Origin of the sequence: Halomonas sp. BN3-1 (assembly GCF_003056325.1) — a bacterium.
In the GTDB taxonomy this organism is placed as follows: domain Bacteria; phylum Pseudomonadota; class Gammaproteobacteria; order Pseudomonadales; family Halomonadaceae; genus Halomonas; species Halomonas litopenaei.
In genome coordinates this window covers 781,649-803,408 of the sequence record NZ_PYVV01000001.1, presented here as the reverse complement: position 1 = coordinate 803,408, position 21,760 = coordinate 781,649, and the positions used below count along the sequence as shown (strand labels likewise).

At 64.6% G+C, this 21,760-nt stretch carries 17 protein-coding genes; 10 read left to right on the top strand and 7 right to left on the bottom strand.

All coding sequences use genetic code 11. The features are described from left to right. Window positions 1–307: 307 nt before the first annotated feature. From C9F12_RS03240 to C9F12_RS03210, 7 genes are all read left to right on the top strand, one after another. Complete coding sequence (locus C9F12_RS03240; RefSeq protein ID WP_108447936.1) at window positions 308–1,879, top strand: ABC transporter substrate-binding protein; 1,572 nt, start codon at window positions 308–310, stop codon at window positions 1,877–1,879. 104 nt (window positions 1,880–1,983) lie between these two features. Continuing rightward, window positions 1,984–3,030 carry an ABC transporter permease gene (locus C9F12_RS03235; RefSeq protein ID WP_045992062.1) on the top strand — a complete coding sequence of 349 codons (1,047 nt, stop codon included), beginning with the start codon at window positions 1,984–1,986 and terminating at the stop codon, window positions 3,028–3,030. Beyond that, on the top strand, window positions 3,027–3,968 hold the full coding sequence (locus C9F12_RS03230) for an ABC transporter permease (protein ID WP_045992061.1): 942 nt from the start codon (window positions 3,027–3,029) through the stop codon (window positions 3,966–3,968). The genes C9F12_RS03235 and C9F12_RS03230 overlap by 4 nt, the downstream gene beginning before the upstream one ends. A 10-nt stretch (window positions 3,969–3,978) precedes the next feature. Beyond that, on the top strand, window positions 3,979–5,001 hold the full coding sequence (locus C9F12_RS03225; protein ID WP_108133615.1) for an ABC transporter ATP-binding protein: 1,023 nt from the start codon (window positions 3,979–3,981) through the stop codon (window positions 4,999–5,001). 65 nt (window positions 5,002–5,066) lie between these two features. After that, window positions 5,067–6,095: an oligopeptide/dipeptide ABC transporter ATP-binding protein gene (locus tag C9F12_RS03220; protein WP_045992090.1), complete on the top strand. Its 1,029-nt coding sequence runs from the start codon at window positions 5,067–5,069 to the stop codon at window positions 6,093–6,095. A 108-nt stretch (window positions 6,096–6,203) separates the two neighbouring features. Next, window positions 6,204–7,133, top strand: a complete 930-nt coding sequence (locus C9F12_RS03215) for a LysR family transcriptional regulator (protein WP_108133614.1) — start codon at window positions 6,204–6,206, stop codon at window positions 7,131–7,133. Window positions 7,134–7,163: 30 nt separating this feature from the next. Next, the gene (locus tag C9F12_RS03210) at window positions 7,164–8,210 is read left to right on the top strand and encodes a hydrolase (protein WP_240184147.1); all 1,047 of its coding nucleotides are present in this window, start codon (window positions 7,164–7,166) and stop codon (window positions 8,208–8,210) included. A gap of 127 nt (window positions 8,211–8,337) precedes the next feature. Here the strand turns inward: C9F12_RS03210 and C9F12_RS03205 are convergent, their stop codons facing one another. The 3 genes from C9F12_RS03205 to C9F12_RS03195 are packed head-to-tail and all read right to left on the bottom strand — an operon-like array spanning window position 8,338 to window position 15,243. Then, entirely contained in the window at window positions 8,338–12,426 is a 4,089-nt protein-coding gene (locus C9F12_RS03205) for a translocation/assembly module TamB domain-containing protein (protein ID WP_108447935.1), read from the bottom strand. Between the two features lie 34 nt (window positions 12,427–12,460). Further along, window positions 12,461–14,341, bottom strand: coding sequence for an autotransporter assembly complex family protein (locus C9F12_RS03200; protein ID WP_108447934.1), 1,881 nt, complete (start codon window positions 14,339–14,341; stop codon window positions 12,461–12,463). Between the two features lie 32 nt (window positions 14,342–14,373). Further along, window positions 14,374–15,243 carry a hypothetical protein gene (locus C9F12_RS03195; RefSeq protein ID WP_162816376.1) on the bottom strand — a complete coding sequence of 290 codons (870 nt, stop codon included), beginning with the start codon at window positions 15,241–15,243 and terminating at the stop codon, window positions 14,374–14,376. A gap of 234 nt (window positions 15,244–15,477) precedes the next feature. On the opposite strand from C9F12_RS03195, the gene C9F12_RS03190 reads away from it, so the two are divergent. Further along, on the top strand, window positions 15,478–16,044 hold the full coding sequence (locus C9F12_RS03190) for a Fe-Mn family superoxide dismutase (protein WP_108447932.1): 567 nt from the start codon (window positions 15,478–15,480) through the stop codon (window positions 16,042–16,044). Window positions 16,045–16,198: 154 nt separating this feature from the next. Here the strand turns inward: C9F12_RS03190 and C9F12_RS03185 are convergent, their stop codons facing one another. Continuing rightward, on the bottom strand, window positions 16,199–17,491 hold the full coding sequence (locus C9F12_RS03185) for a nucleotide sugar dehydrogenase (RefSeq protein WP_108447931.1): 1,293 nt from the start codon (window positions 17,489–17,491) through the stop codon (window positions 16,199–16,201). Between the two features lie 4 nt (window positions 17,492–17,495). Beyond that, window positions 17,496–18,386 carry a UTP--glucose-1-phosphate uridylyltransferase GalU gene (galU, locus tag C9F12_RS03180; protein WP_045992053.1) on the bottom strand — a complete coding sequence of 297 codons (891 nt, stop codon included), beginning with the start codon at window positions 18,384–18,386 and terminating at the stop codon, window positions 17,496–17,498. A 145-nt stretch (window positions 18,387–18,531) separates the two neighbouring features. Between galU and ubiG the strand changes: the two genes are divergently transcribed. Then, entirely contained in the window at window positions 18,532–19,257 is a 726-nt protein-coding gene (gene ubiG / locus C9F12_RS03175) for a bifunctional 2-polyprenyl-6-hydroxyphenol methylase/3-demethylubiquinol 3-O-methyltransferase UbiG (RefSeq protein WP_108447930.1), read from the top strand. After that, window positions 19,254–19,916, top strand: coding sequence for an HAD-IA family hydrolase (locus tag C9F12_RS03170; protein WP_108447929.1), 663 nt, complete (start codon window positions 19,254–19,256; stop codon window positions 19,914–19,916). The genes ubiG and C9F12_RS03170 overlap by 4 nt, the downstream gene beginning before the upstream one ends. A 234-nt stretch (window positions 19,917–20,150) precedes the next feature. Here C9F12_RS03170 and C9F12_RS03165 read toward each other — a convergent pair whose 3' ends face one another. Together C9F12_RS03165 and ybgF are read right to left on the bottom strand one after the other, a co-directional pair. Then, window positions 20,151–20,915, bottom strand: coding sequence for a YciK family oxidoreductase (locus tag C9F12_RS03165; RefSeq protein WP_108447928.1), 765 nt, complete (start codon window positions 20,913–20,915; stop codon window positions 20,151–20,153). A gap of 13 nt (window positions 20,916–20,928) precedes the next feature. Continuing rightward, entirely contained in the window at window positions 20,929–21,738 is an 810-nt protein-coding gene (gene ybgF, locus C9F12_RS03160; protein WP_108133606.1) for a tol-pal system protein YbgF, read from the bottom strand. Window positions 21,739–21,760 lie beyond the last annotated feature (22 nt).

Here is a 21,760-nt window from a genome sequence, read left to right as displayed (position 1 = left end):
CACGCCCCCGAACCTCGTTCGGGGGCGTGCTGGTGTCAGGGTCTCTATCTCCACCCTACTTCTTCTGATTCACTGCCGGCAGAGATTACTCGTTGTGCTATCGCTGCATGACTTTCTCTCACACGCTGTGCCGCGTGGTATCTCGCCCCATATTCGTTCCTCGCATGGGTGCTGTCACAATTTCGATTGTGTTTAAACGCGACACCTCACTATGTTGATGCAGGACATTGACTAGCCGGCGCTTACAACATTGACCAAGGCGTCCGACTAGCAATTACAACAACCTCAACAAGCAGGAACTCCTTCCATGTTCAAGAAGACCCTTCTGGCCGGTGCCCTCGGTGCCGCCATGCTGACGGCTGCCCTGCCCCAGACCGCACTGGCCGAAAACACCCTGCGCATGGCCTACGACGCCGATCCGGTGTCGCTGGACATCCATGAGCAGCTCTCCGGCGGTATCCTGCAACTGTCGCACATGGCCTTCGATCCGCTGGTGCGCTGGACCAAGGACTTCGAGTTCGAGCCCAGACTCGCCACCGAGTGGGAGCAGGTCGACGACACCACCATGCGCATCAGCCTGCGCGAAGGGGTCACCTTCCATTCCGGCAACCCCTTCACCGCCGAGGACGTCGCCTGGACCGTCGAGCGCCTCAAGCGCAGCCCGGACTTCAAAGCGATCTTCGAGCCTATCGAGACGGTCAACGTGGTCGATGAGCACATCGTGGAGATCATCTCCAAGCGGCCCAACCCGCTGCTGCTGAACATGGCCACCTACATTTTCCCGATGGACAGCCAGTTCTATTCCGGCGAGACCGACGGCGGCAAGGCCAAGGACGAGATCGTCAAGAACGGCAACTCCTACGCCTCGCGCAACATCTCCGGTACCGGCCCCTTCCAGGTGACCAACCGCCAGCAGGGCGTTCGGGTCGACTTCGAACGCTTCGATGACTACTGGGACAGCGAGTCCCCGGGCAACGTCGACGCCATCACCCTGACTCCGATCGGCGAGAACGCCACCCGCGTCGCCGCCCTGCTGTCCGGTGACGTCGACTTCATCGCGCCGGTACCGCCCAACGATCTGGAGCGTATCGAGAGCGACGAGGACACCAATCTGGTGACCATGTCGGGCACCCGCATCATCCTGTTCCACATGAACCAGGAGCGGGTCGAGGCCTTCCAGGACCCGCGTGTTCGCCAGGCCTTCAACTACGCGATCAACCAGCAAGGCATCGCCGATCGTCTGATGAAGGGCTTCGCCACCCCGGCCGCCCAGTTCTCGCCGGAGGGTTACTCCGGCCACAACCCGGATCTCGAGCCGCGCTTCGATCTCGACCGGGCCAAGGAACTGATGGCCGAAGCGGGCTATGAGGACGGCTTCTCGGTCAGCATGATGGCGCCCAACAACCGCTACGTGAACGACGCCAAGATCGCCCAGGCGGTAGCCGCCATGCTGGCGCGGATCAACGTCACGGTGGACCTGAAGACCCTGCCCAAGGCCCAGTACTGGGGCGAGTACGATGATCGCGCTGCCGACATGATGATGATCGGCTGGCACTCCGACACCGAAGACTCCGCCAACTTCCACCAGTACCTGACCGAGTGTCCGGACGCCGACAGCGGTGGCGGCCAGTACAACGCCGGCAACTACTGCAACGAGGAGCTCGACCAGCTGATGGTCGACGCCAACCTCGAGGTGGATCTGGAGAAGCGTGGCGAGATGCTGCGTGAGCTCGAGCAGGGCCTCTACGACGATGCCGCCTTCATTCCGCTGCACTGGCAGAACCTGGCCTGGGCCTCGGCGGCCAACGTCGACATCGAGCCGGTGGTCAACGTGATGAACTTCCCCTACCTCGGGGATCTGGTCATCGAAGAAGAGTAAGACGACAGGCACCGCCACGCGGTGCCTGCAAGCTCCCATTCAGCAGCTGCCTCGGCTCCGTGACATGGTCGCGGAGTCGAGCGCCTGTACCCTGGACAATCCCCATGATCGCATTTCTGATCAAGCGCCTCTTTCATGCGCTGCTGGTGATGTTTGTCATCAGCGTGATCGCCTTCGCCATCCAGGACAACCTGGGTGATCCCATCCAGCAGATGGTGGGTCAGTCGGTGCCCGAGAGCGAGCGCGAGGTGCTGCGCGAGGAACTGGGGCTCAACGATCCCTTCCTGGTGCAGTACTTCCGTTTCGCCGTCAACGCCGCCCAGTTCGACTTCGGCTATTCGTACATCTACAACGAGCCGACTACCGAGGTGGTCCTGCGACACCTGCCGGCGACCCTCGAGCTGGTATTCGCCTCGACCCTCCTGATCATCTTCCTGTCGGTGCCGATCGGCGTCTACAGCGCGATCAAGCCCCGCGCCTGGCTGTCCCGTTTCTTCATGGGGGTGTCGATCATCGGCATCTCCATCCCGGTGTTTCTCACCGCTATCGTGTTGATCCAGCTGTTCGCCATCGGCGTGAGCTTCACGCCCTTCCCCGCCGATACCGGCTGGGGCGCCTGGCTCAACGGCCTGCTGTCCACCGAGGGCGGCATGCCGGCCTACGGTCGCGGCGACCCGATCCACGTGTTCGGCACCTGGACCACCAACTTCGCCTCGCTGGAAGGGCTGACCTACCTGGTGCTGCCGGCCATCTCGCTGGCCTCGATCATGCTGCCGCTGTTCATTCGCCTGATCCGCGCCGAGATGCTCGAGGTGATGCAGTCGGAGTACGTCAAGTTCGCCCGGGCCAAGGGCATCTCGATGCGTCGCATCTACTTCCTGCACGCGCTGAAGAACACCATGTTGCCGGTCATCACCGTCGGCGGCGTGCAGATCGGCACCCTGGTGGCCTACACCATCCTCACCGAGACGGTGTTCCAGTGGCCCGGCATGGGCCTGATGTTCCTCGACGCCATCGAGCGCTCGGACATCCCCCTGATCGTGACCTACCTGATGATCGTCGGCCTGATCTTCGTGATCACCAACACCCTGGTCGACCTGATTTACGGCCTGGTCAATCCCACCGTCAAGCTGACAGGTAAGCCCGCATGAGCACCCAGAGCACTGCGACGAGCAGCCGGTGGGAGCGGTTTCGCGACTCCTACCTCTTGTACAGTTTCAAACGCGACCTGATCGCCCAGACCAGTCTTCTGATCTTCGTGGTGATGGTCCTGGCCGCGCTGCTGGCGCCTTGGCTTGCGCCGGCCGACCCCTATGACCTGGCCCAGATCGACATCCTTGCATCCGAGCTGCCGCCGTTCTGGATCGACGGCGCCGACCCCCAGTACCTGATGGGTACCGATTCCCAGGGGCGCGACCTGCTCTCGACCATCCTCTACGGCATGCGGGTGTCGCTGGTCATCGGCTTCGGCGCCGTGGCGCTGCAGGCCACCCTGGGGGTGTGCTTCGGTCTGCTGGCGGGCTATCTGGGAGGGCGCGTCGACGCCTTTCTGATGCGTCTGGCGGATATCCAGCTGTCGTTCTCGACGCTGATGGTGGCCATCGTGGTGGGCGCCCTGTTCAAGGCGATCTTCGGCGGCGCCACCTACTCCGACTATGCCATGTGGCTGCTGGTGCTGATCATCGGCCTGGCCGAATGGCCCCAGTACGCCCGTACCGTGCGTGCCTCGGTGCTGGCAGAGCGCTCCAAGGAGTACGTCGACGCCGCCCGGGTGATGGGCCTGCGCAGCCGGCGGATCATGTTCCGTCACATCCTGCCCAACACCCTGTCGCCGATCTTCGTCATCTCCACCGTGCAGGTGGCCAATGCCATCATTTCCGAGGCAGCGCTGTCGTTTCTCGGCCTCGGCATGCCCGAGACCCAGCCGTCGCTGGGCTCGTTGATCAAGTCCGGCTTCGACTATATCCAGTCCGGTTCCTGGTGGATCACCCTGATTCCGGGCCTGGTGCTGGTGGTGCTGGTGCTGGTGATCAACCTGCTCGGCGACTGGCTGCGCGACGTGCTCAATCCACGACTGTACAAGGGCTGAGGTAGACATCATGGCACTACTCGACGTCAATCACCTCGACGTGCGCTTCGCCCTGCGACAGGGCGACGTGAAGGCACTGCGCGATGTGTCGTTCAGCCTAGATCGTGGCGAGCGTCTGGGCATCGTGGGCGAATCCGGCGCAGGCAAGTCGGTCGCCGCCTTCAGCCTGCTGAATCTGATCGCCAAGCCGGGCTATATCGCCGGTGGCAGCATCACCTTCGATGGCCAGGAACTGACCGGCCTCGGTGAGCGCGCCCTGCGCAAGGTGCGCGGCCACCGCATCTCGATGATCTTCCAGGATCCGATGATGACGCTCAATCCGGTGCTGTCCATCGGTGAGCAGATGGTGGAATGCCTCAAGGCTCACCGCCGTATCTCCAGCAAGGAAGCCCGCGCGATCTCGCTGCGCAAGCTCGAGCAGGTGCAGATCCCGTCGCCGGAAAAGCGCCTGGACCAGTATCCCCATGAGCTGTCCGGCGGCATGCGTCAGCGCATCATCATCGCCATCGCGCTGCTGCTCGACCCGGATATCATCATCGCCGACGAGCCCACCACCGCCCTGGATGTGACCATTCAGGCGGAGATCATGGCGCTGTTGCTGGAGCTGTGCGAGAAGCACAACGTCGGCCTGATCCTGATCACCCACGATCTCGGCGTGGTCAGCCAGGTGACCCAGCGCATGCTGGTGATGTACGCCGGCCGGGTGATCGAACAGGGCCCGACCCGAGAGATCATCAATGATCCGCAGCATCCCTACACCCAGGGACTGATCAACGCCCTGCCCCAGATGGCGACCCCGGGCGAGCGGCTCAACCAGATACGCGGCAGCATGCCGTCGTTGAGCCAGCTCCCCAGCGGCTGTCCGTTTCATCCGCGCTGCGACTTTACCCAGCGCCACGACGGCAGCGAACGGACACCCTGCAAGACCGAGGTACCGGCCTTCGTGCGCTCCGGCAACTGTGAGGTGGCCTGCCATATGGTTGCCGAGATGCAGGATGCCGAACGCATCGTGGCCAGGGAGGACAACTCATGAGCCAGACCACTCAGGCAGCCGTCAAACCGCCGACCGAGCCGATTCAGCAGGGCGGCCCCGCCGACATGAACCCTGCCGCTGGAGGCGACAGCCTGCTCGAGATCCGCGGGCTGGAAAAGCGCTTTTCGCTGTCCGGGGATTTCCTCGAGCAGCTCAAGTTCCGGCGTGGTCGTATCGTGCGCGAGCAACAGCACGTGCACGCGATCAACGGGGTCGACCTGGACATCCGCCGCGGGGAGTCGCTGTGCGTGGTGGGCGAGTCCGGCTGCGGCAAGTCGACGGTAGCGCGTACCGTGATGGGCCTGCTGCGGCCCAGCGCCGGCGAGATCCATTACGACGGCGAGCGTATCGATCATCTCGATTCGAAAGCATTGCTGCCTTTCCGTCAGCGCATGCAGATGATCTTCCAGAACCCCTACGCCTCGCTCAATCCGCGCATGACCATCCAGCAGACGCTGGAAGAGCCGATCCGCCTTCACCACCCCGACTGGAAGCCACAGCAGGTCGTCGACAAGGTCCACGAGGTGATGAGCTCGGTAGGCATCGCCCCGGACTGGGGCTCGCGCTATGGCCACGAGTTCTCCGGTGGCCAACGACAGCGTATCGCCATCGCCCGGGCGCTGGCGGTGGATCCGGAATTCATCGTCGCCGACGAGCCAATTTCGGCGCTGGACGTGTCGATCCAGGCACAGGTGCTGAACCTGTTGATGGAAGCCCAGCGCGAGCACCATCTGACCTACCTGTTCATCACCCACGACCTGGCGGTGGTGGAGCACTTTGGTACCCGGGTGGCGGTGATGTACCTGGGCCGCGTGTGCGAGGTGGCGCCCACGGCGACGCTGTTCGCCCGCCCGCGTCACCCTTACACCCAGGCGCTGATGTCGGCGATTCCACGCCTGGAGGACGACCGTCCCCAGCACCTGCGCCTGCAGGGCGAGGTGCCGACCCCGGTGAACCTGCCCTCGGGCTGCGTGTTCCACGGGCGCTGCCCCCACGCCAACGAGCGCTGCCGCCGGGAGATTCCCCGTCTGATCGCCACCGACGAGGGCGGCCAGGTCGCCTGTCATGGTGTCGAGGAAGGTCGTCTGTCTTGACCGCTGCCTTGACCTCCATCGCCTTCACCTGCAACACGCCGACGCCGGGTACGCCCGGCGTCGGGTTATCTGGCACAATCGACGTTTCGCAGGACAGGTGACACTTCCATGGAAATACGTTGGCTGGAAGACTTTCTCGCCTTGGCCCGCACGCGTCATTTTTCCCGTGCCGCCGAAGAACAGAACGTGACTCAGCCCACCTTCTCCCGGCGCATCAAGCTGCTCGAAGAGGAGATGGGCACCACCCTGATCAACCGTCAGACCCTGCCGCTGTCGCTGACGCCGGCCGGCGAGGCCTTCCTCGCCATGTGTCACGACGTCACCCGGCGGGTCGACCTGACCCGCCAGCGACTGGCGCAGATGGCCGAGGAACAGGCCGGACAGCTACGCCTGGGGGCACCCCAGAGCCTGCTGGCGCAGTTCCTGCCCCAGTGGCTCAGCGGCTGGCAGTCGCCACCGCCGCTGCAGCCCTACCTGCGTGCCACGGCCTGGCTGGTGGGCGACTATTTCCAGGGACTTGCCTCCGGCGAGATCGATCTTGCCCTGTGCTACTGGCCGACCAGCGGCAATCCGCTGGAGCTGGCCAACGAGGACACCGATTATTGCGTCATCGGCCGCGAGCGCTTTATGCCGGTGTGCCTGCCGGATGCCAGCGGCCAGCCTCGCTTTGCGCTGGAAGGCGGCAAGGGGCGCGCCCTGCCATTGATCGCCTATCATCCCCGGGGCATGATCGATGCCGCCATCCGCTCCCACCTGGACCGACTCGGCGACGCCCCTACCCTTACGGTGCTCAACGAGAGCGTACAGAGCGGCAATATCCGAGAACTCGTCGCGCTGGGCTATGGGCTGGGCTGGTTGCCCGAGCGCAGCCTGGGCGAGGCGCTGGCCTCCGGCGCGCTGGTGGCGGCAGGACCGCCACGCTGGACGGTGTCCTTCGATATTCGCCTGTATCGCCACCTCTCGACCCGTCGCGCGGCGGTCGACGCCGCCTGGCAGGAGCTGTGTGCTCACGCCCTCGAGACCGAGGCTCAACCATGATGCCCCCGACCACCCAGCGGAGACCTAGCCTTGCCCCAGCCTGACGCCCGTTCAAGCTTGTCCCCTGCCACCTCGGGCCTTCGCGCGGATGCAGCGACACCGGGCGGCTTTCGTGCCGCCCGCTGGCTGTCCAATCCGCATGTCCAGACCCTGCTGCCGCGGGTGCTTCGCCCCGCCGAGGTGGACTGGCGACAGGAATTTCTCGCGCTGCCCGACGGTGACGAGGTAGAGCTTAGCTGGGTGCTGCCGGAACCCGAGGATCCCCATGCCCCTGTCTTTGTGCTTTTCCACGGCCTAGAGGGGGGAATCACCTCGCCCTACGCCCACGATCTGCTGGCGGCCGCCAGAGACCAGGGCTATCGGGCGTTGCTGATGCACTTCCGAGGCTGCGGCTCTCGCCCCAACCGTCTGCCGCGCGCCTACCACAGCGGCGATACCGGGGACGCCAGGGTGTTGCTGGAGGTACTTGGCGATCGCTATCCCGAGGCAGCCAAGGTCGCCGGTGGCGTGTCGCTGGGGGGCAATATGCTGCTTCGGCTGGTCGCCGAAGAGGACGCGAACTCGTTGGGACTCGACGCCGCGGTGGTGATCAGCGCGCCGCTGGATCTGGCGGCTTGCGCCCAGCGCCTGGGCGAGGGTTTTTCGCGGGTCTACGAACGCCACCTGCTGGCCTCGCTCAAGCGCAAGGTGATACCTCGGCTCGAACGCGGCGAGCTTTCCCTCAAGGTCAGCGTCGAGCAGGTGCGCCGGCTGAAGCGCCTGCGCGACTACGACGACGTCATCACGGCGCCGATGCACGGCTTCCGGGACGCCGATGACTACTATGCCCGTGCCTCCAGCGGCCCGGTGCTCGATCGGGTGGCCGTTCCCACCCTGATGCTGCATGCCCGTGACGATCCTTTCATGCCGGCGGATCTGATCGAGCGCTTTCCGGCTCGCTCGCCGCTGGTGACCCTCGAAGTCGCCGAACGCGGCGGCCATGTCGGATTCATGGAGCCAGGCCCTCGCCGCCCTCGCCCCTGGCTTGGCCGACGGCTGGCGCGCTACCTGCAGGAGCTGTCGCTGGACAAGCAATGACATGGCTCCTGCTCCTGCAAGGGCAGGTCAGATCAAGCAATGTCACGCAACATCACACAAGAGCCCCGGCCATGGCCGGGGCTCTTGTGGTTTAGGCGGTGTGTTGCGTGCTGTGCTACGCGCTTGGTCACTGCAGTTCCGGTGGATCTCCCGGCAGGCTCCAGGTGTAGATCAGGTCCACCGCCTGGGCGGCGCCGGAGACCGCTTCCAGGTAGAGGCTCCGCCACAGCTGGTAGGTCAGGGTCAGCTCGGCGATGGGCGAGAAGATGCCGACGCCGTAGCCCACCTCCAGACGGTCGGTGAGACGGCCGCTGACCACCACCTGACTGCTCTCGCCACTGCCGGAGGTATCCAGCGACAGGTCCTGGATGCCGAAAGCCTCACCCATGGCGCCTACCGCCCCCCCGGTCTTGCCCAGGGTCAGGCCGATCAACGCCGAGGTCAGGGCGCCGCTGGAGTCGCCGCTGTCATCCGGCGCCCGGCCGCGCAGCACGTAGGACAGCGCCCGAGACTCGTCCATCGACGGCTCGGAGAAGATCTCCAGATCGGGCTGGCTGGCGGTACCGGTGACCTTGAGACCGGCGATCACTCCGTCTTCGGTGCTGGCCGGGTTACGGATGGCTTCGAAGTCCAGCGTCGGCAGACTCGGCGGGCCGGCGAAGATCAGCTTGCCCTGGCGAATCTGCAGATCCTGGCCGTAGGCGCGGAAGCGGCCATCGACCAGGCTGACGTCGCCGAACAACTGCAGCGGCCCGTTGTTCTGGCGCACCTCCAGATCCCCTTCCAGCTCGGTCTGCAGACCGTAGGCGCTCAGGCGCATGTCGGGTCCCAGCAGCAGCCGTACGCGGATGTCGATGGCCATGCCCGCCTCGGCCATGGCCTCGGCGGTGGATTCTCCTACCGGGTCTTCCTGGGCCCGCCGTTCGGCCTCCTTGGCCTCCTCGTCCATCTCGCGGGTGATGATGATCTCGTCACCGCTCGGGGTGACCGCGGACGCCGGAACGTCACCGACCTTGAGCCTGGCCCAGGGGATCCGCACTTCGCCACGCACCCGCAGTCGCGAGGGGTTGGCGGTGATGGTCAGGTCCGGGGCCAGCTTCAGCTTGCCGAAGGCCGGCATGGCGGCGAGCAGTGGATCCTGCACCGCGGACAGCGCCATGTTGGCCTCCCAGCTACCGTCAGGCCAGGCGGCATCACCGGTGATATTCAGGCGCCCTTCCTCGGCGTCCACATGGCCGGAAATCCGCGCGCTGTCTCCGGACAGCGCGATATCCAGCCGACCGTCGGTGACCGCCAGGGGAATATCACCACCGTGGACCCTGAGCCCGGTCAGACTGATGTCGCCACTGAGGTCGGGGGCCTCGCGGCTGCCGGCGATACGGATGGTGCCGCCAAGACTGCCCTCGAGTTCATCGAGGCCGGCCGCCAATGGCTGATACGGTGCCAGGCGCACGTCGGTAATGGTCAGGGTGCCGTCCAGGCCGCCGCGTCCCATGGGATCGTCGATGGCCAGGGCCAGGTCGATATCGCCGCTCTGGGCCAGTGACAGCGCCAGGTCCATGTCGATGCGGGCCTCGCTGGCGTCTGCACTGAGCGACATGCTGGTGGCAGGCACCGACCAAGGCTGGCCATAGGCGTCCTCGCCGGTCACGCTGACCTCGCTGTCGACCTGGACGTCGGCCTGCCAGCGACTGCCGCCGGCCGACCAGCCAGCGACGACACGAGCGCCGGTGTCGCCGTCGATGGCCCAGCCCTGAGGCAAGGCCTCGTTGACCAGGTCCATGGGCAGCTCATTGATCTCGAGGGTCAGCGAGCCAGCGTCCGCCGAGGCGCTCAGCGGCTCGCTGATGCACACGGCGCCGCCCTGGCGACGTGCCAGGCAGAAGGGCTCGGTCTGGACCGACCCCGCGGCCAGGTCGGCCTCGAAGCTCAGCGGATCATCGAGGGCGATATCGCCCTGGGGCAGCGTAACTTCCAGCGGCGACAAGGTGCCCTGATAGCGGTCGCGGGCCTCGTTCATGGCCCCGTCAAGGGCCAGCACCAGACGGTTGAGTGGCCCGTCCTCGCTGCCCTCCACGGTGAGCTCAAGGCGGTGATCCGACAGCCGCCCATCGAGATCCAGGGCGATATCGGAGAATCGCTGACCACCCGCTTCGACCTGTCTTGCTTCAAGACCGATATCGAGCTCGGGGTCGTCGATACCGGCCACACGGCCGGACAGCGAGAGCTCGCCGACACGATTTTCCTCAAACGCTACCCCGCTGCCGTTCAGAGCCAGGTCTAGCTGAGGCGTCTGGAGGCTGCCGCTGGCCGTGATGTCACCGGATAGCTGGCCGGCAAGCCCCGGATACAGGCTCGCCATGTCCGGCAGTGATATCTCGGCGTCGACGTCGAGGTTGGACTCGCTGACCTGGCCGACGGCCTGGATGCGATTGTCGCCCTGGCGGAAATCGAGGCTGTCGATGTCCCACTGCATGTTGCTGTTGCCGGCGAGCTGGGCCTCCAGCGACAGCGGTCGGCCATCGAGGGTACCCTCGATATCCAGCGCCGGCACCTCCACCCGCCAACCCTCATCGGTCTGGGCGAAAGCCACCTGCAGGGTGCCGTCGATATCCCCCGCGAGGCCTTCGACGAAGGGTTCCGGATTAAGGCCCGTGAGGGTCGCTGCCGCCTCCACCGAGACGCCGTCAGACCAGTCGACCCGTCCCTCGGTGCTGAGCGCGCCGGCGCCCTCCGGTGCGACCTCAAGAGGCGCCCAGGCAAACTGTGAAAGATCCCCCTGCCCCTGAAGGGCCAGGGTGGTTGGCGGTACATCCGGTCCCTCGGCGGCCAGGGCCAATTTCAGCGTATAGCCGGTCAGGGACCCCTCGATGGCGAGATCCAGATCGCGGGCGATCCACGGCTCCACCTCGGCCGTGGCAGCGGTGGCATTGCCAGCTTCAGCATTGTCTGGCGCGTTTGTCTCGGCGTCGCTCACCTCGCCAGCCTCTTCGATACCTTCAGGCAGGGGGCTGTCCATGCCAGGCAGCGGCCATTGCAGTCTGGGGCTCTGGAAGGTGGCGCTGAAGGGCAACGTGGGGTCGAGGGCGTCGAGCCGGGCGACCAGGTGGGTGTCCACCGGGCCCGAGGTCTTCAGGTCGATTTCCAGGTCGGCCAGACTGCCGGCTGCACTCAGCTCGACCCGCTCGCCGGACAGCGCCGGGAAGATTTCCGGCAGGTACAGATCGGCGGCAAAATTGAGCTCCAGCGGGTAGTCGCCGCTCAACGTGGCGCGGGCCTGGAGCTCGGCGTCGGCATCGGCGGAGGCCACCGCCAGGGGCTCGATGGTAACGGTCTGGCCGCGGGCATCGAGACTCAGGTCCAGACGCTCGACGTGGTAGTCGAAGGCACCGTCGACGGTGGTGTCCTCGACCACCAGCTCGGGTACTTCAATGGCCAGTGGCAAGGTGACCTCGGGCAGCACCAGACGCTCACGCTCATCCAGCGGGATGTCATCGGCCTTGGCTGCGGCCCCTTCCATCTCGGCGGCGGCCTCGCTCGGCAACGGCGAGCGCACCGCGATGGCGGCGTCGATGGCCTCGGCGCTGACGATGGGCCCTTCATGTTCGGCGTCGCTCAGGGCCAGCATGGCGCCGGGCGTCAACGGCAGGGTCAGATGAAGGCCCGCCAGGCGCGTGGGTCGAACGCTGAGGGTATCGCCCTCGGCCACCGCCGCGGTGGTGAAGCTGTCCCAGGCCAGTCGGGTGCCGTCGGCCAGTTGCACGGCGACGTCCTCGACCGCCAGTTCACGGATCTCGACGGGAAACGGCAGCGCCAGGGGCCCCGGCTCGCCACTGGTCGGTTCGGCTTCGACGGGTGGCTCCTCCGCGGCTTCGCTCTCGCCCAGGCGTACGTCGGTACCCGACACCCTCAGGTAATCAAGACACAGCCGGCCATCAAGAACGCAGTCCTCTGCCCAGGACAGCGACAACGCGTCCACCGACAGCCGCAGGCTGCCCATCTCCATGCGAAAGCCATCCAGCGCAAAGGTGTCGAGCAGCGCGCCTTCGACCGCCTCGTACTCGAGAAAGCCCATGCGCTGGCCCTGATCCAGCGCCATTCGGGTGCCCCAGGGACTCAGCACCAGGCCGCCAATCAGCAGCACCAGGCCAACCAGGGTCAACGGCAGCCAGATCAGCAGACGTGTCAGGGCCCACAGGGCGCGTCCTTTTCTCATTGAAGCCTCGTGTCAGGGGCCAGCGGCATCGGGTTCAAAACTCGGGCCCGATGGCGAAGTGCAGCCGGAAATTGTCGTCTTCGTCATCGAAGGGATGGGCGACATCGAAGCGGATCGGGCCGACCGGAGAAATCCAGCGCACGCCCAGACCCGCGCCCTTGTTCAGGTCGCCAGGCCACCACTCGGAGAAGGCGTCACCGACATCGAAGAAGGCCGCGCCCCACCACTTGCCGGTGATCCGGCGCTGGGCCTCGACGCTGGCGGTAAACTCGTGCTGACCGCCTTCCAGGTCGCCGTTCTCGTCTTCCGGCGACAGCGACTCGTAGCTGTAGCCACGCACGCTGGAGTCACCACCGGTAAAGAAGCGAAGCGAAGGGGGAATCTTCTCGAAATCTTCGGTATTGATCGCGCCGACACCCAGTCGGCCGATAAAGCGGTTGTCATCACCCAGTTTGCGGATCCAGGCGGTATCGCCGGTCATGCGGAAGAACTCGGCGTCAGAGCCCCAGGCGTCGCTGGAGTACTGCAGTTCGAGATTCTGGCGATCGCCCCAGGTGGGAAACTGAGGGTTGCGCGTGCGGGTACGCGACCAGCTTACCCCGGGATACAGCAGCAGCACCTGATCGGACTGCTCCCCCTGAGTAAAGTCCTCGTAGGTGGCGCGCAGATAGACCGTCTGCTCCCAGTCATTCTCGAACACCCAGTGCCGACCAAAATCGACGGTACTCTCGAAGCTTTCGGTGTCCTCGATGTCCTGCTTGCGCAGCCCGTACTGCAGTCGGTAGCTATCGTTGAGCGGATCCTCCAGCGGGATCTTGTAGGTGCCGCTGAACTGCTGATCCGGTGCCGACAGGTATAGCTGATTGGTCCAGCTATGGCCGTAGCGGTTGACCCAGGGCTGCTCCCAGGAGAACTGCAGGCGCGGCCCCACATCGGTGGCGAAGCCGATACCCGCCTCGAACTGGTGACGATCCGCCGGCGTCACGCTGACATCGATCGGCATGGTCGGGAATTCCGGCGGATACAGCCCAAGCGCCACCGCCAGAGCGTCGCGGCTGATCCGCGGCCCCTGGTACGGCGTCGGGATCTCCGCGACGTCCACCGAGTACCACCAGTTGTCGTTCTCGGGCAGCGCCAGGGAGCCCTTCTGGCGTTCCAGGCGAGGGCGTACCGTCAGCGAGCCGAACCATTCGGTCTCGCTCAACTGGTTGTTGAGCTCGGCGACGTCGCTTGCCAGGTAAGGATCGCCGTAGTCGAAGGGCACCAGATTGCGCAGGCGTTCCTCGACGATGTGATGGCCCTTGAAATTGACCCTGCCGAAGCGATAGCGCGGCCCGCTGTCCATGCCCAGGTACAGCCGAGCGCTGTTGGCCCAGGGGCGAATTTCCATGCGCTCATCGGTGAACTGCCAATCGAAGTAGCCTCGCTCCACGGTCAGGCCCTGCAGCCTGCCCTTGAGACTCTCGTAGGGGGCGTGTTTGAGGATGTCGCCTTCCTCTTGCGGATAGGCGTCGATCGCCAACTGAAAGGGGGCGTCATCGCGGGCGTCGCCCTCCAGGGTGAAATCGATCACTTCCAGCTTGACCGGCTCCCCCTTGTCGATGGTGAGGAAGACCTCCTGGGGCTCGTCATCGCGGTCGAAACGCATCTCGATCTGCGGTTCATAGTAGCCGTAGACCCGCATCGCCTCCTGGGTCAGTCGAACCACCTCGTTGCGCAGCCGCTCCACACTATACTGGCTGCCGTCGAGCCCCTGCAGGTAGACCTCGACATTGTTGGCCATATCCCCTTCGATACCGACGATCTCGGCATCCATGCCCAGGGCCGGCACCGACACCGAGACCAGGCAAAGGGCGGCCCCTGATCGACGGACGAACGGACCCAGACCCGAACGAGCGGGAACGCGATTTTCCATAATAGACTGGCTTTCCTGACGTGGGTGCTGGATCAACGCAGCGCCTCCAGTTGGGCGCTGAACGCGAGCTGGGACTGACGCAGTTCGCGAAGATCGGCGCCAAGCGACCGGGCGCTGTCATCCAGCGCATCCAGGCGCTGCTCGAGCCTGGCTTCCATTGCGCGACGTTCCTCCGCACCATCTTGGCGCGATTGGCGCAGGCCTTCAACGTCCTCGTCCAGGGAGGCAAGCCGCTGCTCCAGGGTGTCGAACCGCGGCAACAGCTGTCCCAAGCGAGTATCCAGGCGCGTTACCACCTCATCGACCCTGGTAGTCAGCGACCCCAACCGGCCGGCAAAGGACTCGCGGGCATCATCGAAGCGGTCCATGCGAGCCTCCAGGGCACCTCGGGCATTGTCGCCGGCTCGTTCAACGGCACCCAGCGATGTGCGTGTCGCCGCCAGCGTATCGGCGATGGAGGCGATACGCTCTTCGACATCCTGCAGAGTGTCGGCGTTGTTGCTGTGTTGGTCCAGCGTTGTCTGTGCCTGTTCGGAAACAGTGTTTCTTATATTCTCGGCGGTCGACTCGAGTCGCTGGGCCAGGGCATCGTCCCGCTGTTCGAGTTCGGCCACTCGACGCTGGATGTCCGCCACCAGGTCCCCTTCTCCCTGCTCGGCGTCGAACCGCGCATGAATGTTGGACAACTCCCCTCTCAAGCGGGTCAGCTCACCCTCGAGCCGCTGACGTTCCTGCCAGGCCAGCCAGCCAGCGGTCCCCACTGCACAGATAATCAACAGCACCAGTAGCCATAACGGCCAAAGTCTAGGCGCCGGGGGCCGGCGATAGCGAGCGGCGGATACACTCTCTCCTGGATCGGGTACGATAGCGCCCGGACGGCCGACTTCCGGTGGATGCCCCATGAAACTCTCCTTGCGGTTCAGCGTGTGGCACTGTGGCACCGGATGGCATCGCTAGCTCAGAGCCGATCACGTGCCACGGGCCTTGGCGGCCAGAGTTGGCTGATAGTGTAAGGTTTTTTACCATATTTACGCACGGCAGACGGATAACGCGTTAGCGCTATCCCTATCAACGCCTTGCTGTGGGGCACCTGCCATACCTCGCTTCACCATGACGTTCACGACCCCGGAGTCCCCATGATCCTTGAATTGCCCGCGCTGCCCTTCGATAGCCACCAACTGGAACCCTACCTCTCGAAGGCCTGGGTCGAGGATCGTTATCAGGGGGACCATCAACGTCATCTGACAGCGCTCAATCATTGGGCGAGCGGCTCAGGCACGGCTACGAGGTCCCTCGAAGACGTAATGTCAAAGGCCCAAGGTGAGGTGCTCGAACACGCGGTCGAAGCCTGGAACCTTACCCTGTTCTGGCACTGCCTGTTACCGCGCCCGACAGCACCGGAGGGTCGACTGAACGAGGAACTGACACAGACGTTCGGTTCCTTTACAGGATTGAGAGAGGCGATGCACGGGCGGGTCGAAGACGAACAGGAGCAAGGGAACCGGCGGCCAGGCTGGCTGTGGCTGCTGCACTCCAACCGTGGCATGAGCCTGACGATCAGTGCCCGTGGCCAGCGGCTTGATGCCGCATCGGGCAGGCCGCTGCTGGTCATGGATCTTGGCTGTGGAAAGTCTCCGGTGGAGCAACTCTGGCCGCTGATTCACTGGGACTTTGTCGCCCAGAATCTCGGCGACTGTCATTGACCGATGACACCTCGAGCAGCTCAGTTCGGGCCAGGCCTGGCCTGGCCAAGACAGAACAAGACACCAAAGCAAAGAGCGCAGTAAATACTGCGCTCTTTACGGGACAGACCCGGTGCCGGGCCGATGGTTCGGCTGTCAGGCCCTGATCGATATATCAGGTTGACGGATCGGCGCGTCGGCCGATGCCGCGATAGTGAAAGCCCTGGGCGGCGACGTACTGGGGGTCATAGATATTGCGACCATCGAGGATCAGGGCGCCCTCCAGCTGTCGTTTCAGCGCCATCCAGTCAGGATTCCAGTAGGCCTTCCACTCGGTGACCAGCATCAGCGCATCGGCGCCACGGCAGGCGTCGAGTGGGTCGTCCTGATGCAGGCTCAACAGCGGGTGGTCACCGACCACCGCACGTACGGCAGGGAGCGCAGCGGGGTCATGCAATCTGACGTGCACACCCTGGGCCCACAGGGCGCGCAGCAGGGTCAGCACGGGCGCATGATCGATGCGTGCGGTGCCAGGCTTGAAGGCAGCCCCCCAGATGGCCACGGTACGGCCTTCCAGACGCCCCTGATAGTGAGCCCACAGCTTGCGGAACAGCGTCTCCTTCTTGTGCTCGTTGATCTCGAGCACCTGGTCGAGCAACTCGGAGTGGCGGCCGCTGGCCGACTGGACATCCACCAGGCCCACCAGATCGCGACTGAAATTGGGCCCGCCAAAGCCACAGCCAGGGTAAAGATACTCATAGCCGATGCGCTGATCTGCCCCCATGCCCTGACGCACGTACTCCACGTCCACGCCCAGGGTGTCGGCTAGCCCGGCCATCTCGTTCATGTAGCTGATACGGGTCGCCAGCATGCCATTGATGGCCAGCTTGGTCAGCTCCGCGGCACGTCGAGGCATCCGCTTGAACACCTCGTGACGCCGATTGAAGGCACGCATCAATTCGCGCACCTGGCGCTCGGCGTGGTCATCGTCGCAGCCCAGCAGCCAGCTGCGGGCGCGGGTAAAGGTCTCCCAGGCGCGCCCTTCCTCGAGGGTGTCAGGCAGTGCCACCGAGGTCACATTCTGGCCCTCGAGCACAGACTCGAGCCGCTCGGTGTCGCCCACCGGAAAGGTCGCGTTGTTGACGATGATGGCACCGTCAGCAAGGCGCGAGGCGTTCTCCTCCACCAGACGGCTGGCATCGTCGCGCTGGGTCGGTGACAAGGCCAGCCACAGCACGTCGATATCCGGGCCGTCGACCTCGCTGTTCCGCTCCAGGGTCAGGTGCCCGGCCTCCATGGCCTCCGTCAGGCGTTGCAGTACCGAAGGCTCACGGATCAGCCAGTCACTATCCTTGAGCTCGCTCCAGCGGCGATCCAGCGGTTGCCAGCAGACATCATGTCCAACCCAGGAGAGCGCGGCGGCAGCGGTGGCTGCCGAAAGCTCACTTCCATGTATCACGACCTTCATGGCTTCAGTCCTCGGCGGCGTAGCGTTTCAGCAGCTCGGTGAAGCCCTTGCCGTAGCGGGAGTGGCGCCGACCATAGGCCAGGATCGCCTCCAGGTAGCCGAGCTGGTGGCCGCAGTCGTAGGTGGTGCCCTGCATGCGGTAGGCGTCCACCCCTTCGGCGACGCGCAGCTCCTCGATGGCATCGGTCAGCTGGATCTCGTTGCCGGCGCCGGGCGGGGTCTTGGCCAGCAGCGGGAAGATACGACCCGGCAACATGTAGCGTCCGATCACCGACAGGTTGGAGGGCGCTTCCTCGACCTTGGGTTTCTCGACCAGGCCGGAAAGCTCACAGGACTCACCGGGCTCGGGGGACTCGCCCTTGGGTGCGACGATGCCGTACTTGTAGACCAGCTCGCGTGGAACTTCTTCCACCATCAGCTGGGAGCGTCCGGTGCGCTCGAAGGCGTCGATCATGCCGGCAAGGTCATTGCGCTCAAGGCCATCATCGTCGACCAGGACATCGGGCAACAGCACGGCAAAGGGCTCGTCGTCACCGATCACCGGACGGGCGCACAGCACCGCGTGGCCAAGGCCCAGAGGTTCAGGCTGACGTACGCTGATGATGTTGACGTCGGCAGGAACGATGGCACGCAGCTCCTCGAGCAGCTCGGTCTTGCCCTTGGCCTCGAGCCCGGCCTCCAGTTCAAAATGCTTGTCGAAGTGGTTCTCGATGGCGCTCTTGGTGCCGTGGGTCACCAGCACGATGTCACGAATGCCCGCCGCGACGGCCTCCTGCACCACGTACTGGATCACCGGGCGATCGACGATGGTGATCATTTCCTTGGGTATGGCCTTGGACGCCGGCAGACACCGTGTGCCAAAACCTGCGACGGGGAGAACGGCCTTGCGGATCATGAGACTTCCTTCTTCTCGAAATTGGGTTCGGCTGTCGTCCATGGCGATCTGGGCCATGGGACTCGGAACAGGGAATGCGTAGAATAGCGTACCAGACGAACTCGGTCCGCTGACATCGGCGGCATGGAACGCCCTGGAGATACAGATGAGTACATCCGATACCCCTTCCGCCAACGTGGACCACAACGAGATCGACAAGTTCTCCGCGCTGGCCGAACGCTGGTGGGATCCCGAAGGCGAATTCAAACCGCTGCACGCCATCAACCCGCTGAGACTCGATTTCATCGACGCCAGAGTGGGACTGGCCGGGCGCGAAGTGCTGGACGTCGGTTGCGGCGGTGGCATCCTCTCCGAGGCCATGGCACGCCGCGGCGCTCGGGTGACCGGTATTGATCTGGCCGAGGCGTCACTGGCGGTTGCGCGTCAGCACGCCGATGAGCAGGGGGTCGCTCTCGAATATCGCTACATCAGCGTCGAAGACATGGCCGAGGAAGCGCCGGAGCGCTTCGAAGTGGTGACCTGCTTGGAAATGCTCGAGCACGTGCCCGATCCCGAAGCCATCGTGCGCGCCTGCGCTCGCCTGCTCAAGCCCGGCGGACAACTCGCGCTGTCGACCATCAATCGCAACCCCAAGTCCTACGCCCTGGCCATTCTCGGCGCGGAGTACGTGCTCGGCATGGTACCTCGTGGTACCCATGACTACGCCCGTTTCATCCGCCCAGCCGAACTGGCCCGCTGGTGCCGTGACGCTGGACTCGAGATCGAGGAGCAAAGCGGTCTGGTTTACCACCCGATCACTCGTCGCTTCTCTCTGTCTGCCAACGACGTCTCGGTCAACTACCTGATGATCTGTCGCAAGGAGACCGCGTGAACGATTCGCTACCTCACGCCCTGCTGTTCGACCTTGACGGCACCCTGGTGGATACCGCTCCTGACCTGGCCCAGGCCACCAATCGATTGCGCCGGCTGCATGGTCTGGACGAGCTGCCCTACCCTGCCATTCGCGCCCAGGTGTCCAATGGTGGCAGCGCCCTGGTCACCCTGGCGCTGGGGCTCGAAAGCGAGCATCCCGACCACGCTGCGGCGCGTCAGCAGCTGCTCGACCTCTACGCCGAAGCGGTGGCCGAACACAGCCAGGTGTTCCCGCCGCTCGACCGTCTGCTGCTCCACTGGGATGGCCTCGACCGGCCCTGGGGGATCGTCACCAACAAGCCACGTCTGTATGCCGAGCCCCTGGTCGAGGCGCTGGGACTCGCGCCGGGCGTCATGCTCTGCGCGGATGACCTGCCAGTGAAGAAACCTCATCCAGAGCCACTGCTGGAGGCGGCCAGGCGCCTCGACGTAGCGCCCGAGGCGTGCTGGTATCTGGGCGACCACATGCGCGACATGCAGGCGGCAAAAGCCGCGGGCATGCCGGCCATCGCCGTGGGCTATGGCTACATTGCCGAGGAAGAAGATTACCGGGACTGGCCGGCCGACCGCTGGTTCGACACCGCGGAGGCGGTTCTCGAGGCGCTGAAAAGGCACTGAGAGTCTAATGAGAGGACGCTGAGAGGCCATTGAGAGGCCATTGAGAGGCCACTGAGACGTTGCTGGATGCCAGAGGTCGACGAGGCCCTGCACGACGACGCGAGGCGCGACCTGAGCTTCGCTGGCGCTGGGGGCGGGATCGGCAGTTTCGGCGGTGAGACGCAAGGAACGGCGGGCCGATCGGCTCGCCGTTCCTTTTGCAACGCTCGTTGCTCGCTTCGCTTGCCTGTGACGTCAGCTTCTCGGCGGCTGGGCGTCGAAGGCTTCCCCGTTGCGGCCCTTGCTGTCAGGGCCCATCAGCCACAGATAGGTCGGCATGATGTCCTCTGCGGTCCGCAGGCTCATGGGGTCCTCGCCCGGGTAGGCGCTCTTGCGCATGGCGGTGCGGGTCGCCCCGGGGTTGAGGGTGTTGATCCTCAGGGTCCCCAGATGATCGATCTCCTCGGCCAGTACCTGGGCAAAGCCTTCGGTGGCGAACTTGGAGACCGAATAGGCGCCCCAGTAGGCCCGCCCCTTGCGGCCAACGCTCGACGAGGTAAAGATCACCGAGGCGTCGGCAGACTTGGTCAGCAGTGGCAACAGCGCCTGGGTCATCCAGATGGGCCCGTTGATGTTGACCTGCATGACCTGATCCCACAGTTCCGGATTGTACTGCTCGAACGGAGTGATCCGCCCTAGCTGCCCGGCGTTGTGCAGGATACCGTCGAGCCGGCCGAACTCCTTGTCCAGCGCTTCGGCCATATCGTGGTAATCCTTGAGCGTCGCCCCTTCGAAGTTCAACGGAAAGATCGCCGGTTGCGGGCCTCCGGCGGCCTCGATCTCGTCATACACCTTCTCGAGCTTGGCGGTGGTGCGGCCCAGCAGAATCACGGTGGCCCCGCGACGTGCGTATTCGATCGCCGCGGTGCGCCCGATGCCGTCTCCGGCACCGGTCACCAGCAGAATGCGATCCTTGAGCAGGTCTTCAGGTGCCTGGTAGTCAATCTTGCACTCGGTCATGGCGCTTCCTTGATCAGGCCCCGGCCTGACGCAAATAGTCATCGGCAAGAGACGCCGCATTGCTGTCAGGATAGTCCTGCTGGACGGATTCCAGAAGTGCGTGGCCGCCTTCGGTATCTCCCTGCCGCGCTTTCAGCAGTCCCAGCTTGTACATGGCATCGGGAACCTTGCTGCTGTCGGGAAAACGGTCCAGTACGGTCTCGAAGGCAACGGCGGCATCGCCAAAGGACGACTGTGCCGAATGCAATTCACCGAGCCAGTAGTAGGCGTTGGCGGTCAGGCTGGAGTCGGGATAACGATCGACGAAGGTATCGAAGTCGCTGATCGCCTGATCGAAGTCTCGCGACTGCACCTTGGAGAACGCCGACTGATAGGCCTCCCTGGCATCATCGCTGGCCTGGCCAGAGGACGATGAGGATGCTCCGCTGCCGCTGCTGTCTGCGGATTCGCTCGGCGGCTCCGTTGCTTCACTCGGGGCGCTTGGCGGCGCTGCCTGGCGTGGCAACTCGGACATGCGCTGATCGAGGTCCATGTACTGCTGGCGACTCTGCTGCTTGAGCTGATCGAGCTGGTAGCGCAGTTCTTCGATCTGCCCGCGCAATTCTCGCAGCTCGCGCTGGTGCTGCTCGACCTGGTTGAACAGTGCGAGATTGCCGCTGGCCTGGGCCTGGGTGGCCGTCTGATCGTAAAAGCTGTTGCCACCGCTGAGGTCTCTGACGACCGGCTGCTGAGCCAGTGCAGGTGACAGGATGGCGGGTACCATGACGGACAACGGGAGCACCAGGGCTCCCGCGCCGCACAGTCCCTTAAGACTGTGTCTCATTGACTTCTCCCACGTCCGACGT

What these genes read in the sequence shown, in the direction of transcription:
- C9F12_RS03205 (WP_108447935.1), bottom strand. Translation starts at nt 12,426, where the DNA reads ATGAGAAAAGGACGCGCCCTGTGGGCCCTGACACGTCTGCTGATCTGG.
- C9F12_RS03195 (WP_162816376.1), bottom strand. Translation starts at nt 15,243, where the DNA reads ATGGGGCATCCACCGGAAGTCGGCCGTCCGGGCGCTATCGTACCCGAT.
- C9F12_RS03215 (WP_108133614.1), top strand. Translation starts at nt 6,204, where the DNA reads ATGGAAATACGTTGGCTGGAAGACTTTCTCGCCTTGGCCCGCACGCGT.
- C9F12_RS03225 (WP_108133615.1), top strand. Translation starts at nt 3,979, where the DNA reads ATGGCACTACTCGACGTCAATCACCTCGACGTGCGCTTCGCCCTGCGA.
- C9F12_RS03185 (WP_108447931.1), bottom strand. Translation starts at nt 17,491, where the DNA reads ATGAAGGTCGTGATACATGGAAGTGAGCTTTCGGCAGCCACCGCTGCC.
- galU (WP_045992053.1), bottom strand. Translation starts at nt 18,386, where the DNA reads ATGATCCGCAAGGCCGTTCTCCCCGTCGCAGGTTTTGGCACACGGTGT.
- C9F12_RS03240 (WP_108447936.1), top strand. Translation starts at nt 308, where the DNA reads ATGTTCAAGAAGACCCTTCTGGCCGGTGCCCTCGGTGCCGCCATGCTG.
- ubiG (WP_108447930.1), top strand. Translation starts at nt 18,532, where the DNA reads ATGAGTACATCCGATACCCCTTCCGCCAACGTGGACCACAACGAGATC.
- C9F12_RS03200 (WP_108447934.1), bottom strand. Translation starts at nt 14,341, where the DNA reads ATGGAAAATCGCGTTCCCGCTCGTTCGGGTCTGGGTCCGTTCGTCCGT.
- C9F12_RS03230 (WP_045992061.1), top strand. Translation starts at nt 3,027, where the DNA reads ATGAGCACCCAGAGCACTGCGACGAGCAGCCGGTGGGAGCGGTTTCGC.
- ybgF (WP_108133606.1), bottom strand. Translation starts at nt 21,738, where the DNA reads ATGAGACACAGTCTTAAGGGACTGTGCGGCGCGGGAGCCCTGGTGCTC.
- C9F12_RS03165 (WP_108447928.1), bottom strand. Translation starts at nt 20,915, where the DNA reads ATGACCGAGTGCAAGATTGACTACCAGGCACCTGAAGACCTGCTCAAG.
- C9F12_RS03235 (WP_045992062.1), top strand. Translation starts at nt 1,984, where the DNA reads ATGATCGCATTTCTGATCAAGCGCCTCTTTCATGCGCTGCTGGTGATG.
- C9F12_RS03190 (WP_108447932.1), top strand. Translation starts at nt 15,478, where the DNA reads ATGATCCTTGAATTGCCCGCGCTGCCCTTCGATAGCCACCAACTGGAA.
- C9F12_RS03220 (WP_045992090.1), top strand. Translation starts at nt 5,067, where the DNA reads ATGAACCCTGCCGCTGGAGGCGACAGCCTGCTCGAGATCCGCGGGCTG.